This is a genomic window from Arthrobacter sp. NicSoilB4, assembly GCF_019977335.1.
In the GTDB taxonomy this organism is placed as follows: Bacteria; Actinomycetota; Actinomycetes; order Actinomycetales; family Micrococcaceae; genus Arthrobacter.
On record NZ_AP024653.1, the window covers coordinates 2,300,482 to 2,316,389 of the forward strand.

Here is a 15,908-nt window from a genome sequence, read left to right on the forward strand (position 1 = left end):
GTCGCCGATCCCTTCCTGACCCCCGGCTTAATGTCAGAGGTGCCCGATAGTGTCTTTTCATGGACGGCAATCAGGGGCCCGACGAGGCTCCGGCAGCAGCTGGCACGGTGACGGTCGCGGAGGCGGCCCGGGCGATGGCCGTTGTCCGGCCCGCCCGTGACAGTGCCGGGCTGATCAGTCAGCTCCGGGAACTGGAAGACCTGAAGTCCGTTGCGGCCGCGTCGCAGGCCCGGATCGCCGTCGAACTTGATTTGCGCCAGCGCCGGGAACAGTCCGACGCCGGGATGCCCGCGGCAGACCTGGGGACCGGGGTGACCGCGCAGATCGCCCTCGCCCGGCGGGAATCCCCGGCCAAGGGCGGCCGGCTCCTCGGCCTGGCGAAGGCCCTGGTGACCGAGATGCCGCACGCTTTAGCTGCGTTGGAGGCCGGGCAGCTCAACGAATGGCGCGCCACCCTGCTCGTCCGGGAAACCGCGTGCCTGTCGCCGGAGGACCGGGCCGCCGTCGACGAGGAACTCGCCCCCGACACCGGGACCTTCGACGGCGCCGGGGACCGCCGCATCATCGCCGCCGCCAGGGCGGCCGCCTACCGCCGGGACCCGCGCACGGTCACGCAGCGGGCCAGCCACGCCGCCACCGAACGGCACGTCAGTCTCCGCCCGGCCCCGGACACCATGTGCTACCTCACCGCCCTGCTCCCCGTCCCGGCCGGCGTCGCCATGCACGCCGCCCTCACCCGGCACGCCGACACCCTGCGCTCCGCCGGGGACCCCCGCACCCGCGGGCAGCTCATGGCCGATGCCCTCGTCGAACGCACCACCGGCACCCCCGGCGGGATCACCGGCATCGAAATCCAGCTCGTTCTGACCGACCGCACCCTCAACCAGGGCGACAGTGAACCCGCCCGCCTCCCCGGCTACGGCATCGTCCCCGCCGGCTGGGCCCGCGAACTGCTCCACAACGCCGGCCAAGACGAGGACCAGGCCCACAATGTCTGGCTCCGGCGGCTCTACACCGCCCCCGGCACCGGGGAACTGATCGCGATGGACTCCCTCGCCAGACTCTTCCCGCCAGGACTGCGCCGCCTCATCCAGGTCCGGGACAACACCTGCCGCACCCCGTACTGCGACGCCCCCATCCGGCACCTGGACCACATCATCCCCTGGCACCACGGCGGCCAAACCACCCACACCAACGGCGCCGGACTCTGCGAAGCCTGCAACCACACCAAAGAAACCCCCGGCTGGACCGTCAAACCCGGGCCAGGACCACGACACACGATCGAAATCACAACCCCCACCGGGCACAGCCACCAATCCACCGCACCTCCCCTGCCGGGGACAGAATCCCCGGGTGGTCCCCCGCACCGAACTGCCCCCGCCGATACCCGCGAGCGCCGGAAGTTCCGGCATCGCCTGAAGACCGTCAAAGGTCCGCGCCCGGGCAGACTGCTGGCAGCCTAAAGCCCGCGGGATCGTCAACGTAGCTCGGGGGTCTTCACCGGCCCGTCAGCGCATGAAGGATCGCTGAGCCCAAGGGTCCACCCGCAACAAGCATCAGAAACGCGATGGCGGGGACGCCCAGGACCCAAGTGGCCCGACGCCATCGTGCCCTGTCCACCAGCAACCGCAGGGCCGCGAAGTTCTGCTGGATGGCAATCGCGTCGCCCGGCTGGGCAGGGTTCCGGTGCCAGGTCCGGGCGAGGACGGCCGCCGTCGCAATCCGGGACACCTGCTCCGGGTCCAGCACGTGGCTGCGACGCATGAGCCAGCGCAATAGCTGCCGCTCGGTGACCACTGCCACCTGTTCAGGTGCCGCCTTGATCGTCAGCGTTTTGGGTTCCACGACCACCACTACCCCGGTGACGGCTATTGCGTCACCCACCGCCGCGCTGAGGAGCTTGGACGCCCGCGCCGCTTCATGCGCCGCGCTGTAGAGATGGCGTGTTTTCTTGCCTGCCACCATGAGCGTCCGCCCGGCCACCCAGATGGGCTGGCCCGAGTGGTTCTTTGTGTTGATGGTAAAGACCCCCGGAGGGCCGACCAGCACGTGGTCAATATCAGTGGAACCCGTACCTACCGGCACAGCATGCAGCACGAGCCAGGCCGGACCCAGCGCAGCCAGGATCCTGCCGACAGCGATCTCTCCCAAAGCGCCCCGGTACCAGGGCCACGTTGCTTCGCTCAGCGGGCTGGCACCAAAAATCCTCTGGAGTCTGGACCGTCGACGCTCCAGACTTTGGAGCGCCAACAACTCCTCCATCACCGCCTGGGCCGGAACCCGTGCCCCCAGCAGGACTGGTGCGGGATCGGCGGTCATGGCATGGACTCTAAGTGACGGCGCATGGGAGCGATCCTAGCGCCGCAGACGATAAACCCCGGACCAGAGGCGCCCCTTGCCGGAAACCTTGCGGAACGCCTGCCTAAGCCCTGCGCTGGCCAGTCGTAACCGAAGAGCCGTACCGGGCTCGATGCCCTATTGCCCGGGAGCCCGGTACGTCGGTGTCTTCTTGGCCGCTTCGTCAAGATCCTCCGGCGTCAAAAGCGGTTTCAGGCGCACATTCACAGAGCCCGATGAGTTGATCAGGAGCGACAGCGCGGCGGCGTCGGACGGCGCCGGGACCTCGAAGACCCCCAGCACGTCCCTCTCCCCAAAGGCGTAGTAGAAACATTCGAGCGATCCTCCCACGGACTTGAGGGCATCGACGAGCGCATCACGGCGCTTCGTTCCCCCCTCGCGCATGAGGCCCTTGATGCCGTCGCCCACATAGTTCGCTTCAAACAGATATTTGGTCATGGCCCTTCCCGTCCCGTCATATCCAGGACTCGGGCAACGCAAAGTGCGTCAAAACACTTGACGGCAGGTCCCGGAGGTGGTCCCCAGAATGGGGTTGTGGCCACATCGTAGGCGCTCCCCCGCGCCCTTACAACGGTTGCCGGAGAGTCGCGTGCCCGGCGGGCCAAATTTCGCCCGGGGCTCCCGGGCGCCAGATGGCAGCCGGGGGCGACGCCGGTCGGCTCCTCAGGCGGCTTTGGGCCGGACGACGAGGACAGGACACGGTGCGTGGGTGATGACCTGGGTGGCGACCGAGCCCAGGTGCAGGCCGGTGAATCCGCCGTGCCCGCGGAAGCCGACCACCACAAGATCCGCATCCTTGGCGGCGTCGAGTATTGCTCCTGCCGGTGATTCACTGTGAACGACTTGCCCGGTGGCTGCCACCCCCGCAGTTTCGGTCGTTTTCAGAGCGTCCGCCTGCAGTTTTTCTGCGGCCTCTTGCGGGGAATCCTCAGCCACGATTTCGCCGGCGGCAGTTTCCAGAACCGCCGCATACCAGGCAAGCGGAGGCTTGCGCCAGGCCGTGACCAGACGGATCTGGCCGTTACGCTGCCGGGCCTCCTCTACGGCCCACACCAGCGCATTCTGAGAATTCTGGGAACCGTCAAAACCAACCACAATCACGAACGAATCTGTACCGGCCATTTGTCTTTCCATTCCCTAGCTTCGCTCAGCAGCCTGGATCTTTCAGTCTCTGCGCGGGCTAAAGCCAGTGTCAAGGCAGCACGGATGCCATGGCTGCCCGCGCCCAGAATCCGGCCCATCTGGTCAGGGTGTGGCGCCAGCCGGGCGGGCGGTCCTATGTTATGGACATGGGATTACTGCGGCACCGGGCACAACGCAAGAATCACCGACGGCGGTAAGGCGGGCCGGGTTCTAAAACAATCGGTCCAGGGGTGGTTCCGGGGCCTTCTTGACCGCATTTTTTGAGCGTGACAGGTGGGGGAAAGATGGAGCTGAGAAGACGAACCCGATCTCGTCTCGCCGCGGCCTTGTGGGGAGTCCTCGGTTACTTCACAGTGAGCGCGCTCTGCGGTGTCCTGGTCGCCGGTTTGGTGGTCCCGGGCATTGCTGCCGCGGGTGTCGCCGGCAGCAACTCGATCAGGTTCTTCAACCAGCTCCCCTCGGGGCTGACGGTTGATCCGCCGTCGCAGTCAACCAAAGTGCTGAGCGCCGACGGGAAACTGATCGCCAACTTCTACGCGGAGAACCGTGTCAGGGTCAGCCTGTCCGAGATGTCCCCGTACATCAAGGACGCGATCATCGCCGTCGAGGACCGGCGCTTCTACGAACACGCCGGCGTGGACCCCCAAGGGATTCTGCGAGCGCTGTCAAGCAACCTGACCGGCGGCGGCCGGCAGGGCGCGTCCACGCTGACCCAACAGTACGTCGCCAACGTCGTCACCGAGTCCCTCGTGTCCGCGGACCGGAGCGACGAGGTCATCCGCGGCGGGCAGAAAACCGTCGGGGACAAGCTCCGCGAGATCAAGCTGGCCATCGAACTGGAGAAAAAGTACACCAAGGACCAGATCCTCGAGGGTTACCTCAATATCGTGTTCTTCAACCGGGACGCCTACGGCATTGAGGCCGCGGCACGCTACTTCTACAGCACCACAGCCAAGGATCTCACGCTGCCGCAGGCCGCCCTGCTCGCCGGACTGGTGAACAGCCCCAGCTTCTACGACCCGTCCGTCTACCCGGACAACGCCCTACGGCGACGCGACCAAGTCCTGGAAAAAATGCTGAGCCAGGGGATGATCCTTCAAGCAGAGTACGACGCCGCCATCGCCACCGGCGTCGACCTCAAGATCACCCCGGGCCGGCAGGGCTGCGCCGGGTCGGAACTTGCACCCTACTTCTGCGACTACGTTTCGCACCTCATCCTCAACAACCCGGCGTACGGCGTCGACCTCGCCAGCCGCCAGAGGAAGCTGTACCGCGGCGGCCTGACCATCACCACCACCCTGGACAGCAGGATGCAGCTGGCCGCGCAGGCGCAGGTAGACGCCACGGCCGGGGCCAACCCGGACAAATGGGGTGCGTCGCTGGTCTCCGTCGTTCCCGGCACTGGCAAGATCCTCGCGATGGCGCAAAACACCGTGTTCCTCCCCGAACCCGGAAGATTCGATACCCAGCTCAACTTCAACGTCGATTCCAAAGACGCGGACGGCAATGACTTGAACGGCGCCGGCGGGTTCCAGCCCGGGTCCACCATGAAACCGTTCACGTTCGCGGAGTGGCTCAATTCGGGGAAGTCCCTGACCGCCATGGTGGACGCCTCCAAGAGGACGTATCCGCTCGATTTTCCGTGGAAGTCCAGCTGCGGCAAGGTGCGCGGCGCCTACAGCACCAAGGAGAAGAAGGCCGGCCTTGACGCCACGGACGATCTCCAGAACAACGATGAGGGATACTACCGCCGCATGCCCGTTGACTACGGGCTCTACAACTCCATCAACACGGCAACGTTCGCGGAGGCGGCCCAGCTGGATTTCTGCAACATCCAGAAGATGGTCGACACGGTCGGGCTGCACAGCGGTTTGGACAACGCCCAGATCAACATGCACCAGCTGGGCAACCTGTTGGGCGCCATTGGAGTGGCGCCTCTCCACCTTGCAAATGCGTTCGCCACGTTCGCCAACGACGGCGAGTACTGCGCCCCGATCGCCATTGTGGAAGTGACCGACCCTTCCGGTCGGAAGTTGCCCGCGGAGACCAAAGACTGCCGCAAAGCCGTCAAGCCCGAGGTTGCCCGGGGCGTGAACTCCGTCCTCCAGGACGTGCTGAAACGCGGGTCCGGCGTCTACATCAAACCCAAGGTCCACAGCCAGTTCCCGGTGGCCGCAAAGACCGGCACCTCGAACAACAACGGCGCGACGTGGGTGGTCGGCTACACCTCCGGCATTGCCACCGCGTCCTTCTTCGGAGACACCCTGGAAGGCCAGAAGCGGGCCGGGCAGAACGTCACCATCAACGGCAAGTTCTACAAGGGCATTGATGGATATATGCTCGCCGGTCCGCAGTGGGCGAATTACATGCTCGAGGTCGCAGGACTCTACCGTGCCGATCCATTCCCCCCGCCTCCGGAGTCCATGACCAAGAATCCATCCGAGTCCCCGTCCGCGAAGCAGTCGGAGTCTGCGGGCAGGAGGCGGTGACCCGGCCGTTGGCGAATGCCGTGATTCGAGCCGGCACCCTATGCCGCGGAGCCCCGAGCCTCTATTCTCTTGCCATGAGAGTTGGGGGCAAGTTCCGGCGAGGGGAATCGCGCCATTACGTGCGAGTGGCCCGTGGTTACCTCTAGCGCCGGGCCTCCTGACAACTACGACGCGTTCCTGTCGAGGCTGGACGCCGCGACCACGAGCCTCAGCGCGCGGGCCGGAGCGTTGGACAAAGCGGTGGCAGCCGTCTCATTGCTCTTGGGACCCTACGAATCCGCCGTCCGGGAATGGGAACGACGGCGCCGTCACGTCGGCGGGCAGCTGGCCGGGCACTCCGGGCCGCCGCAGTCACACACCGCGCTGCGGGAGCTCCACGACGTGGCGGGCAGGATGGAATCGATGCTCCGCGGCCGCGTCGAGCGCGTCCAGGAACAGTTGTCGGTGATGCACGGTCGTCGCGAGGCCATCGACAAATCGCTGCTGGAGCTGGAGTTAAGCCGGCTGAAACTGAACTCGTCGCGGATGCTGTCACAGGACCGCGAAAAACTGAGCAGCGTTTATTCTGCACTTGCCGGCTCCACCGTTGCAGTCTCGGCCCTCCCGGATTCGGGGCTGCTGGGCGATCTCAGGGAGGCGCGCGAGGCAGTCATCCTGGCCGAAGCGCTGATGGAATTGAAGGGGTACTAATCATGGATAACTCACCGGTCGTTCCGCCCCGCAAAGACACCGTCGCCCTTGTGCGGTGGTCAAAGAAGCCAAGCGAAAATCCCGTGGTCAAATTCGTGATGTTCAGCGTCTTCGGCCTAATTCTGTGCATCGTCCTCATGATATTCATCCGCGGCCTCAGGAGCTTCGGCGCCGTCGCCTTGTTTACGCTCTTCTTTGCCGTCTTGCTCACCGTGCCGACGGTCAGGGGCCGGAGGACATTCATGTTTGGGCTGACCAAGCGGATCAACGACACCATTGCGGAGATTGCCAGCACCCCGGGCGACCAATTGTCGGTGAAGGAATTCCAGCGACTGGTCAAGAGCGGGGAGCGCAGGCCGCTCCTTGTCAGCGGGGTGCCCGGGTTGAACCTGCACGTGGAACGGCTGGTATCGCTGGACAACAACGCCCCCGAGAAATGGCTGGCGGTCTTTACCGTGGACCCTCCGGAAAGCGGGACGGAAAGTTTTGACCGGCTGGTTGCCGCGGCAATTGACGCAGGCCGTGGAGGCGCCAGCGGCCCCTAGCGCGAGGGCTCGGAATTCAAGCCTTTGGCATATCCGGCCTGCCCCACGTGCTGCAGGCAATCGGCGATGGTGCTGACCAGCCGCACCCCGAGCGTGACGGGAGGGTCCCAGCGCTTGTCGACGATGCGGTCTAAGTCCTCATCTCCGAGGCCTTCCAGGAATGCCACGGTCTGACGGTGGACGGCGTCGTAGTACTCGAACAAGAGCTCCGGCGTGGCCCTCACGGCGTCGACCTGTCCGCTCGAGTGGCCGTAACCCGTGTCGCGTTCGGACAGCGGAAGATCAAAGCGTTTTGCAAACCCCTGCGCGGTCCAGACCTGCCCGAGTCCGGCGGCTGAGGAGACCTGCGCGTCCTCGACCCGGCTCAGGTGCCAGATCAGCCACGCCATCGAGTTGCCGTTTCCTGTGGGCCGACGGACCAGGGCCTCGCCGTCGGCCCCGTCAAGGGTGCGTGCCACGGTCTCATGGATCCGGCCGAAGGCGTCCAGCAGCAGTTCGTTGGATTTCATCAAGTCCCTCACGGTGAATTGTCGGTGAGTCCCCATGGTGGCACGCGTGCCGGGCCACCGCTACGCGTGGCTCCCGATTGACCGGCCCCCGGGACGCGACTGCCACTTCCGGGCCCCCATACCAGCAGTCCGGCAGACGGATTTCCTGCAGACCAAGTTCAATGGCCTGGTGATCCCGGCCAGCAGCTGACCGGGCAGCGCGGGGCGGCATGGATTCGTAACGGGCCGCGGCCGCCCCCGCTCCCCCACGCATTCTCACCCCCCACTCCAGGGTGGAAACCGACGCCGCGGGCTCCCGGACTATTTCCTTCCAGCTTGAGGAACCCCTACCGCCCGGTACCGCTGAGGGGCTAAGGTCCAGATCTACCTTGGACGTCCCCCTGAGTGAGAGGACCGGCAGATGATCGAAACCAGGAGTAATCAAGGGAATGGACGCCTGCGCACACTAGCGATCGTCGTCGTGCTGGCGGCAGGCGGGGCCGGTGCGGTGAGCGGCACGGCGCAGGCCGCCCCCAACCCCGACGGCGCCGGCTACGTGGCGGGCGCCTCCGGCAGCGGCGACGAGTACTTTCCCCATGCCGGCAACGGCGGGTACGACGTCCTGAACTACGATCTCGCCCTCCATTACACCCCGCCAGCAGATCCCGCGGTGCTCGAAGGTAACCTCAACGGCGTCGCCACCGTCACTCTCCGGGCGACGAAGGACCTGCAGTCGCTCAATTTCGACCTGCGGGGCCTCGACGTCACTTCGGTCCGGGTCGACGGGAAGGCCGCGAAGCAAGGGAAATCCCAGGGCGGGAACAGCGCCGAGTGGTCACAGGAGCAGGATGACGCGAACCGGATCTGGGAACTCACGATCGGTTTGCAGCCGAATCTGAAGGCCGGACAGAAGACGACGATCGTCATCGAGTACGGCGGAACCACCGGCCGGCCGCTCGACACCACCGGGGCCCTCTACGGGTGGGTCACCACCGCTGACGGCGCGATGGTCGTCAACGAGCCCGAGGGCGCTGCGACCTGGTACCCGGTCAACGACGACCCCGAAGACAAGGCAACTTACACGTTCCGCATCACGGTGCCAGAGGGCAAGACCGCAGTGGCTAACGGCCTGCCGTCCGGCCCGCCGGCAACGAAGGCCGGATGGACGACGTGGACGTGGAAAGCATCGGACCCGATGGCCAGCTATCTGTCCACAGCGGGCGTTGGTGACTTCGCCCTGTCCTACGACAAGGGTCCGCGCGGGCTGCCGATCATCAACGCAATCGACGACGGCGTGCCGGACGCGGAACTGGCGGAGACGACGGCGTCCCTCGCATTGCAGCCGACGATGATCGAGTTCCTGGAGGGCCAGTTCGGGCGGTACCCGTTCGAGGCGTTCGGCGCGATTGTCGACGACGACACGGTCGAGTACGCGCTGGAGACGCAGACCAGGCCGGTCTACTCGGGAATCGCGAGCGAGTCCACGGTACTGCACGAGCTGGGCCACCAGTGGTTCGGCAATAGCGTGAGTCCCTCCGACTGGCGGGATATCTGGCTGAACGAGGGCTGGGCGACCTACCTCGAGTGGCTGTGGGCCGAGCACCGGGGCGTCGCGGCGATGCCGCAGCAGTTCTCGAAAGCGGTCGAGTACCTCGATGCGGAGAACCGCTGGGCGCTGAACATCGCCGACCCGGGCCGCGACAACCTGTTCGCGGGTCAGGTCTATCTCCGCGGCGCCGCCGCCCTCCACGCGTTGCGGGCGAAGATCGGCAACAAGGCGTTCCTCGCAGGGGCCCGCTTGTGGCTCACCCGGCACAACGACTCGACGGCGACGACCGAGGACTTCGAAGCCGTTATGGAAAAGGCCTCGCGTGAGCACCTCGACGAGTTCTTCGATGATTGGCTGCGTGAACCCAACCGCCCGGACATGCCGAGGCGCTAGGGCGTTGAGCGACTCGCGGAACGGCCCCTTGGTCCTGCCAGGTCTCTAGGCGGATGTCCTGCCCGACTCCGGGAGGTTCCCGATGATGGTGAAGATCAGGGCCATGTAAAAGATGAAGAACACCACCCACAGGACGAACAAGCCAATCCCCACCCAGCCCAGCACGCGCCCCTCGGGCGCAGGCACCCCGTAGGCCTCAGCCTTCTTCGACCGGGCGATCGCCAAGGGCCCGAACAGTACGCCCAGGCTGAAGATCGACAGGATGCCGAACACCGTGGCCAGCCGGGCGTGCCGCATGCCCTCCATGTACCAGCGCAGCTGACCCATCGTCACTGGTTGCTGGTCCTGGTTCCGGTAGGCGTATTGCGGTCCGTACTGGCTGGTCGACATTGGTCCCCCTGGTATTCCGTGCTGCTGGCGATGGTTGCGGTCACAGCATATGGCGTTGGGGGCGGAAGATTCCGCAGCCACTCAGGCGCTTCCGGACTCGGCCCGGCGTTTGAGGTTCGCAAACTGCCGGGTCTGCATGACCCAGTGCGAGGGCTCCAGCAACAAGATGCTCAGAACGGGCTGAAACCATGTCGGCCGGAACGACCAGTACTCGCTGACGACCATCCTGGTGCACCCGCCTGCCGCGTCCTTCAGCTCGAATCCCCACAGCGAGTCGGTGAAGTAACGGGGCCGCTCTCCGGCCGGATCGAACGGGCGGCCCCGCAGGTCGAGCGACATGCGCAGGCCCAGGAACCGCTCCGGTTCCAGTGCCGCGACCTCCCACCACTGGCTGCCGTCCGGTGTGCCCGCCAGATGGTCGCCGACAGCGATGTCTTGCCACTCAGGGCGAAGGGACCGAACGCTGGTGCGCCCGAAATTATCCAGCCGGTCCCAGCTGTACCACCCGCCCCGGTCGGTCCCCATCTGCACCAGCCAGGGCCACACGCGCGAGCGGGGCGCATCGATGGTCACCGCCATGGTGGCGCTCCGGGTACCGTCCGGGATGAGTCCGTCCCCAGGGTAGGGCCCGTCCGCTTCCCCTGCGGTGGCGCCGGCACGCAGCAGGCGGGGCCGCACAAATGCCAGGTAGGCGGTCACCAAACCGGCTGCGGCAGCAGCGGCTCCGGCCTTTGCCGGCAAATGCGGTGTGCGGAGCGTCATCGAGTCTCCCCTCAGTGCCCAGGTGCGGCCTCCCGGGACGCTCGGATACTTCATGAAGCAGCTATCGGTCTATCAGCTACGCAGTGGCCACGGGAAGAGTCCTTGGCCGCAGGCGACGTCCCTGACCGGCTCAACGCCGGCGTTGCGGCAGAACTTTTTGCCCGGACTGTAATCCTTGGCCATGCCCGGGAAACCTAGTCAGTGAGCGGGAAGACCAGCCCGCCGTCAAAGAACATGGGGGTTACACAATGAATTCCAAGCGCACCGCCTTCGCCGCAACCGTCGCCATGGCAGGGTTTGCCGTCAGCCTGGCCCTTGCCGGCTGCGCGACGCAGACTGGCACTCCTGCCGCCGCCTCGAACCCTGCCGAGAGCAGCACGGCCGACCGCACTGCAACGCTGACCGTCGCATCAACGTCCACCGCGGCGCCGGGGGCCCCCGCCACCGGTGCGGTGCCGGCGTCGAAGGTTCCCAGCTCACCGGCGAAGCACGTGTCTCCCGGGCTGAAGACCTTCACCTTCCCGGACGGGCACATCTCGTTCGCCTATCCGGAGACGTGGATGGTGCGGACCGTCCTCCCACCGGCCGGACTTCCCGGCGTTGAAGCGATCGTCGCTGACGCCGCGGGAAACGAACTCCTGACCCTGGCCAACGGCGTCACCGCCGGGTGCGCGGGCGGCCCCGTGTCGCGCCAGGTCTTGGACCAGGCGTCGGTTCCGGGAATGAAGGCCCCGAACGGCACGGAACCCAGCTTCGGATTCGTTGCGGAAAACTATGGGAACGGCGAGGCGTATTTCATGGGACTCACCGATCCCCGGTCGCTGAAGGAAGGAGAGGGCGTCTCGTCCTGGTGCAACCTGATCCCCACGGCGAACGGCGGCCTTTTCACCCGCGTTCATTTTAACGACCCCGGCTTCCCGAACCACGGCGCGGCCAAGGCCTGGATGGCCACCGATCAGTACGCCCACCTCAAGGCCCTGCTGCTGAGCCTGAAATACGCCTGAGCCTGGCTGGACAACCCGAGGCGGATGCGAAAAGCCCTGCACCCAACCGGGTGCAGGGCTTTCGCGTTCGCGCTGCCGGGTGACTCACTGCCCGCCGCCGCAGCTTTAGGTCAGCGTCCAGGAGCGCTTGGACAGGCCGAACCAGAACCCGTCAATGGCGGTCTTGGCATTCAAGTCGCCGGACTCGTAGGCCGCGCCGAGAGCCACATAGAGCGGCGCCCAGTGCTCGCTGCGGGGGTGCGCCTCCCGGGCTGCCGGGGCCTTGTGCAAAAAGTCCAGGATGGAGTCGACGTCGCCGCGCGCCATTGCTTCCTCGGCCCATTGATCGAACTCGCGGGAGACCGACGGCGGGGTGCTGTCAGGTCCGCCGGCGGGGTTGAACCAGCGCAGATTGTGGGTGGTGAACCCGGACCCGACGATCAGCGTCCCGCGGTCGCGCAACGGCGCGAGGGACTTGCCCAGATCGAACAGGCCCTGCGGATCAAGGGTGGGCATGGACATTTGCACCACCGGCACATCCGCGTCCGGGAACATCTCCTTGAGTGGGACGTAGGCGCCGTGGTCCAGGCCGCGGTACTCGTCGCGTTCGACGTGGTGGCCATGGCCGGCGACGAGCTTCTCCACCTCGGCGGCCAGCCCGGGAGCCTGCGGGGCGTCGTAGGTGACGTCGTAGTACTTCTGGGCGAAGCCGCCGAAGTCATAGACCAGTCCCGGGTTGCGCCCGGTGGCGCTGAGCGTGACCGGGGCGTTTTCCCAGTGGGCGGACACCATCAGGATGTCTTTGGGCTTGTCGAAGGTGCCGGACCATTCGTTGAGTTCGCGGGTCCAGGTGGCGTCGTCAGCCAACGGCGGCGCACCATGGCTGAGGAAGAGAACCGGAGGGCGGTCGAGCGTCGATGTCATGATTTCATGGTAGCCGGTTTTACTTGAAGGTTCAAGTGATGCCGAAAAACTGGTGTCCCTACGCCCCAACTTTTGTCCCCACAAAGAACAGGCGGGGCGGGGAGTTGAATCCCCTGGTCTTTGCCGCGGCGCGAGCCTAGAACAGCGGTACGGGCGGGTCCCGGCGAACTATGCGGTGACCGGGCCCGTCGGGGCTGCAGTGCGGGCAGCACGGCTGCGGCGGCCGGGCCACATCTGAACAGCCATGGCGAACGCCCAGACGGCCATGAGCACCAGAGCCACCAGCCGGGGCACCGAGTCGAACAGGCCCACGTAGGAAACCATCACGCCGTGGATGATCCAGGCGACCCCCGCGACGGCGGCCAGCCATCCCAGCCAGCGGGAATAGGCCGTGCCATAGGCGATGGCCAGACCAAAGAAGGTGAGCGTGAGCCCCAGCAGGATGTTGGAATAGCTCTGCAGCGCGTATTCAGTCCATCTCAACCCCATGGCGGCCGCCAACGCTGAGGACTCCTGATCGGCGGGAGCTTTCGCCCAGGCATCAACCGCCCATTTGAGCGCAACACCGTCCACCGCCTGAAGCATCGTGATGGCCGCCGTCGTCAGCACCACAGCGGACAAGCCGAAGCGTGCCAGCACCGTTGACCCTTCCCGTTTGGGGCCCATGGCAAAGTAGAGAGCTACCAGCCCGCCGAAAAACACCAGGCTGGCGAGCCACTGCGTGAAGTGGATGGCAATCCATGCATCGGTCTGCGCGTACTCCCTGAAGACCGCCGTATGGTTCATGACGTCCTCGCGAGAGGGGTGCACAGCCGTAGCCGCCACCAAAAGGATGATGCCGAGGGGAAGCGCAATCGCGCCGATCCTCCCCCAGAGCGCTCTTGATTCCACACGCGTTTCCATCACTTTCCCCTCTCCAGGCCGGCAACTAGCCAACGCGACCAGTCATCCCTTCAGGGACGCATCGCCGGGCCTTCCATTGCTTCCATTTGGCTGGAGCGGGCGAGTTTTTGACCCGCCCCTACCAACAAGATTAGGAGCCTGGGGGCGAAAGTTATATGCGGCCCGGACACGGGCTGAGACATGCTCAGCAGCATCGCTACACATGGCCCGCTCCCACATATTCCAGGAGTCGGCAGGGGCCTCAGTCCGATATGTTGGGGGTGAATCCGAGGGCGCGTTCGGTGCGTACTTCAGCAACAAGTTGAAGGGGCTGTCTCCCGGAGACATTGTGTCGATGATGATGGGTTCAAGGGTGACGACCACTACGTCATCACACTCACGAAGGCAGACGAAGGCTCCAAGGGTTGATGACGGTTACCGCCCTCATGTGTGCGGGCGGCCCGCCGACGCTCACCGGTATGACGCAGGCGGGCGCAACGGCGTGCCAGAATGTCTTGACATCAACTCAGGGGGAAAAAATGATCATCTCGAATCTTCGCGTCACCGCCCTGCTCGTGCTGGCCAGCCTCACCCTCACGGCTTGCGGCGGCACCTCGGCTCCCGTGGCGTCTAACGGAGATCGACAGACCCGCACCTCTCAGCGTCCCGTTCAGCATGTTGACAAGGACTACAAGCCCACCGACCAGGAGATCGAAGCGGCGGACGAAGAGTCGCGGGAGAAAATCTTCGGAAAGAGGTGGTCATGTTACTACGAGCCGACCATGAACAATAATTGGCACGACGACGTGCGCTGCACTAACGGACCAAAATCATATCGCCCCATCCTTCTCGCCGACCGGGGGTTTGTGACCGAAGAAGAGATGCGCGCGGCCGGTCGAGACCATGAGAAGCACCTAAACTCCCTACCTTGAGCTGCCGTTCATGGACCGCGGCATGACCGGGCGCCGGGTCCTCCAATGGGTAGCGCTGTCGGTGGGTCCGCACACATTGGTGCCATGACTGCCGAACCGTTCACCGTCACTGCCGATGTCTCCTACCGCCCGTACCGGGTCCCGCCGCGCTGCCGGAAAGCCCGCCCCGTGGATGAGGTCTTCACGCACTACATCTCCATCCCGTCGGTCACCTCCAACGATGCCCCTGTGGTGGCCATCGTCCCCGATGACCGGAAGATAGCGGCATCAAACCCGGGACGGTTCAGAGAGACACTTTAGACCAAGCGACGACGGGGCTGACCTTCCCGCGAATCCCTACTCCAGTACCTGTCCACGGGCCACTTCGGAACGTGGGCCAGTACTTTGCTGTCGCCATTGACGTCTTCACCGATCGCCCATATCGAGGATGGGAGCCAGGCATCGTTTCCGAGGATTTCGATCACGATGTATCGGCCGCTGACGTTGTCCATATCGACGCGTGCAGACTGAACGTCGAACTCATATTCCTCGGTCTTGCCCGGCTCGCGTTCGTCAGGATCTGGCAGATCGGGAAAACGAAACCGACGGTTGTTAAGTAGAAGATCGAATTTATCGTCCGTGCCGGCGTTCGCTCCGGTGCCTGGGATGGTGGGAAAGCCCGGACGAGTGACCGCGGGCGTTTCAATCGCAGTCGTATGAATGATCCACAAAGTCTTCAACATCGCCATTGAGATGACCTTCCTCCGGCTGCAACTGTGTTCGTCGCAGCGACATGCAGGTAGGTCACAGTATGGAACGGAATGGCTGTCTTGCGAAAGCCCCGCCGTGCGAAGCGTAGCGGCGCTTTTCTGTTGTCCTTTGCACACATTGCGCGGGTGGAAAACTTCTATGGCCCTGTCAACGCCCTGTAGCAGTTTTTCCGGTAGCACCGTTGGCCAAGCAGTCACTCGGCTGCGGCTTGGTCCGCGCGGCTGCGCGTACACGGCACACGGGACGTGCTTCCAAGTTTTCCGACTAGATCCAGATGACTTGAAGGCTTGGCTTAGGAGCAGGGCCCTGCAGGAACAAGCTGAACCCAATGCCCATTTCCGTGGCCACCATTTGCCCGCACCTCTGCCGTGTCAATTACAGTAACTAGTCGTTCAATTCCCGGCACACGCAGGCGGATGCGCTGCGCGTCCCGTAGGTAAGGGTGAATGGCAGACACAGAGAGCGGAACAGGTTCAGGAACGGATACCTCATGCATAGGCCGTCTCGCCCTATGCGTAACCGGCCATCGGGCCAGATGTTCGGTATCTAGAATGACAACGCCATCGGCATCTGGACCATGGACGCCGATAACCGCGGCGGATCGGCCTACTTCCTCTGGATAGACTCCGT

Annotated in this window: 17 protein-coding genes; 8 read left to right on the forward strand and 9 right to left on the reverse strand. The window is 64.9% G+C overall.

Annotated elements, in window-relative coordinates; translation table 11 throughout:
• Positions 1 to 59: 59 nt before the first annotated feature.
• A complete protein-coding gene (locus tag LDO13_RS10380; protein ID WP_224046682.1) occupies positions 60 to 1,463 on the forward strand; it encodes an HNH endonuclease signature motif containing protein in 1,404 nt (467 codons plus the stop codon).
• A 34-nt stretch (positions 1,464 to 1,497) separates the two neighbouring features.
• Here LDO13_RS10380 and LDO13_RS10385 read toward each other — a convergent pair whose 3' ends face one another.
• From LDO13_RS10385 to LDO13_RS10395, 3 genes are all read right to left on the reverse strand, one after another.
• A complete protein-coding gene (locus LDO13_RS10385; protein ID WP_224046683.1) occupies positions 1,498 to 2,319 on the reverse strand; it encodes a nuclease-related domain-containing protein in 822 nt (273 codons plus the stop codon).
• Positions 2,320 to 2,475: 156 nt separating this feature from the next.
• Complete coding sequence (locus tag LDO13_RS10390; RefSeq protein WP_224046684.1) at positions 2,476 to 2,796, reverse strand: GYD domain-containing protein; 321 nt, start codon at positions 2,794 to 2,796, stop codon at positions 2,476 to 2,478.
• Between the two features lie 225 nt (positions 2,797 to 3,021).
• Positions 3,022 to 3,411: a universal stress protein gene (locus LDO13_RS10395; RefSeq protein WP_346347015.1), complete on the reverse strand. Its 390-nt coding sequence runs from the start codon at positions 3,409 to 3,411 to the stop codon at positions 3,022 to 3,024.
• Positions 3,412 to 3,785: 374 nt separating this feature from the next.
• Here LDO13_RS10395 and LDO13_RS10400 point away from each other — a divergent pair, with 374 nt between their 5' ends.
• The 3 genes from LDO13_RS10400 to LDO13_RS10410 all read left to right on the forward strand — a co-directional run bounded on the left by LDO13_RS10400 (position 3,786) and on the right by LDO13_RS10410 (position 7,225).
• Entirely contained in the window at positions 3,786 to 5,990 is a 2,205-nt protein-coding gene (locus tag LDO13_RS10400) for a transglycosylase domain-containing protein (protein ID WP_224046686.1), read from the forward strand.
• Between the two features lie 132 nt (positions 5,991 to 6,122).
• Positions 6,123 to 6,680, forward strand: coding sequence for a hypothetical protein (locus LDO13_RS10405; RefSeq protein ID WP_224046687.1), 558 nt, complete (start codon positions 6,123 to 6,125; stop codon positions 6,678 to 6,680).
• 2 nt (positions 6,681 to 6,682) lie between these two features.
• Positions 6,683 to 7,225 carry a hypothetical protein gene (locus tag LDO13_RS10410; protein ID WP_224046688.1) on the forward strand — a complete coding sequence of 181 codons (543 nt, stop codon included), beginning with the start codon at positions 6,683 to 6,685 and terminating at the stop codon, positions 7,223 to 7,225.
• On the opposite strand, the gene LDO13_RS10415 is transcribed toward LDO13_RS10410, so the two are convergent.
• A complete protein-coding gene (locus LDO13_RS10415; protein WP_224046689.1) occupies positions 7,222 to 7,734 on the reverse strand; it encodes a DUF664 domain-containing protein in 513 nt (170 codons plus the stop codon). The genes LDO13_RS10410 and LDO13_RS10415 overlap by 4 nt on opposite strands.
• A 400-nt stretch (positions 7,735 to 8,134) precedes the next feature.
• Between LDO13_RS10415 and LDO13_RS10420 the strand changes: the two genes are divergently transcribed.
• Positions 8,135 to 9,655: a M1 family metallopeptidase gene (locus tag LDO13_RS10420; RefSeq protein WP_224046690.1), complete on the forward strand. Its 1,521-nt coding sequence runs from the start codon at positions 8,135 to 8,137 to the stop codon at positions 9,653 to 9,655.
• A gap of 45 nt (positions 9,656 to 9,700) precedes the next feature.
• Here LDO13_RS10420 and LDO13_RS10425 read toward each other — a convergent pair whose 3' ends face one another.
• Together LDO13_RS10425 and LDO13_RS10430 are read right to left on the reverse strand one after the other, a co-directional pair.
• The gene (locus LDO13_RS10425; protein ID WP_224046691.1) at positions 9,701 to 10,045 is read right to left on the reverse strand and encodes a hypothetical protein; all 345 of its coding nucleotides are present in this window, start codon (positions 10,043 to 10,045) and stop codon (positions 9,701 to 9,703) included.
• Between the two features lie 81 nt (positions 10,046 to 10,126).
• On the reverse strand, positions 10,127 to 10,861 hold the full coding sequence (locus LDO13_RS10430) for a hypothetical protein (protein WP_224046692.1): 735 nt from the start codon (positions 10,859 to 10,861) through the stop codon (positions 10,127 to 10,129).
• Between the two features lie 194 nt (positions 10,862 to 11,055).
• On the opposite strand from LDO13_RS10430, the gene LDO13_RS10435 reads away from it, so the two are divergent.
• The gene (locus LDO13_RS10435; protein WP_224046693.1) at positions 11,056 to 11,811 is read left to right on the forward strand and encodes a hypothetical protein; all 756 of its coding nucleotides are present in this window, start codon (positions 11,056 to 11,058) and stop codon (positions 11,809 to 11,811) included.
• A 105-nt stretch (positions 11,812 to 11,916) separates the two neighbouring features.
• Here LDO13_RS10435 and LDO13_RS10440 read toward each other — a convergent pair whose 3' ends face one another.
• Together LDO13_RS10440 and LDO13_RS10445 are read right to left on the reverse strand one after the other, a co-directional pair.
• Positions 11,917 to 12,714, reverse strand: coding sequence for a class III extradiol ring-cleavage dioxygenase (locus tag LDO13_RS10440; protein ID WP_224046694.1), 798 nt, complete (start codon positions 12,712 to 12,714; stop codon positions 11,917 to 11,919).
• A 168-nt stretch (positions 12,715 to 12,882) separates the two neighbouring features.
• Entirely contained in the window at positions 12,883 to 13,605 is a 723-nt protein-coding gene (locus tag LDO13_RS10445) for a hypothetical protein (RefSeq protein WP_224046695.1), read from the reverse strand.
• A gap of 419 nt (positions 13,606 to 14,024) precedes the next feature.
• Here LDO13_RS10445 and LDO13_RS10450 point away from each other — a divergent pair, with 419 nt between their 5' ends.
• Both LDO13_RS10450 and LDO13_RS10455 read left to right on the forward strand, forming a co-directional pair.
• Complete coding sequence (locus LDO13_RS10450; RefSeq protein WP_224046696.1) at positions 14,025 to 14,528, forward strand: hypothetical protein; 504 nt, start codon at positions 14,025 to 14,027, stop codon at positions 14,526 to 14,528.
• A gap of 84 nt (positions 14,529 to 14,612) precedes the next feature.
• On the forward strand, positions 14,613 to 14,828 hold the full coding sequence (locus LDO13_RS10455) for a hypothetical protein (protein WP_224046697.1): 216 nt from the start codon (positions 14,613 to 14,615) through the stop codon (positions 14,826 to 14,828).
• On the opposite strand, the gene LDO13_RS10460 is transcribed toward LDO13_RS10455, so the two are convergent.
• Positions 14,825 to 15,256: a hypothetical protein gene (locus tag LDO13_RS10460; RefSeq protein WP_224046698.1), complete on the reverse strand. Its 432-nt coding sequence runs from the start codon at positions 15,254 to 15,256 to the stop codon at positions 14,825 to 14,827. The genes LDO13_RS10455 and LDO13_RS10460 overlap by 4 nt on opposite strands.
• Between the last annotated feature and the right edge of the window lie 652 nt (positions 15,257 to 15,908).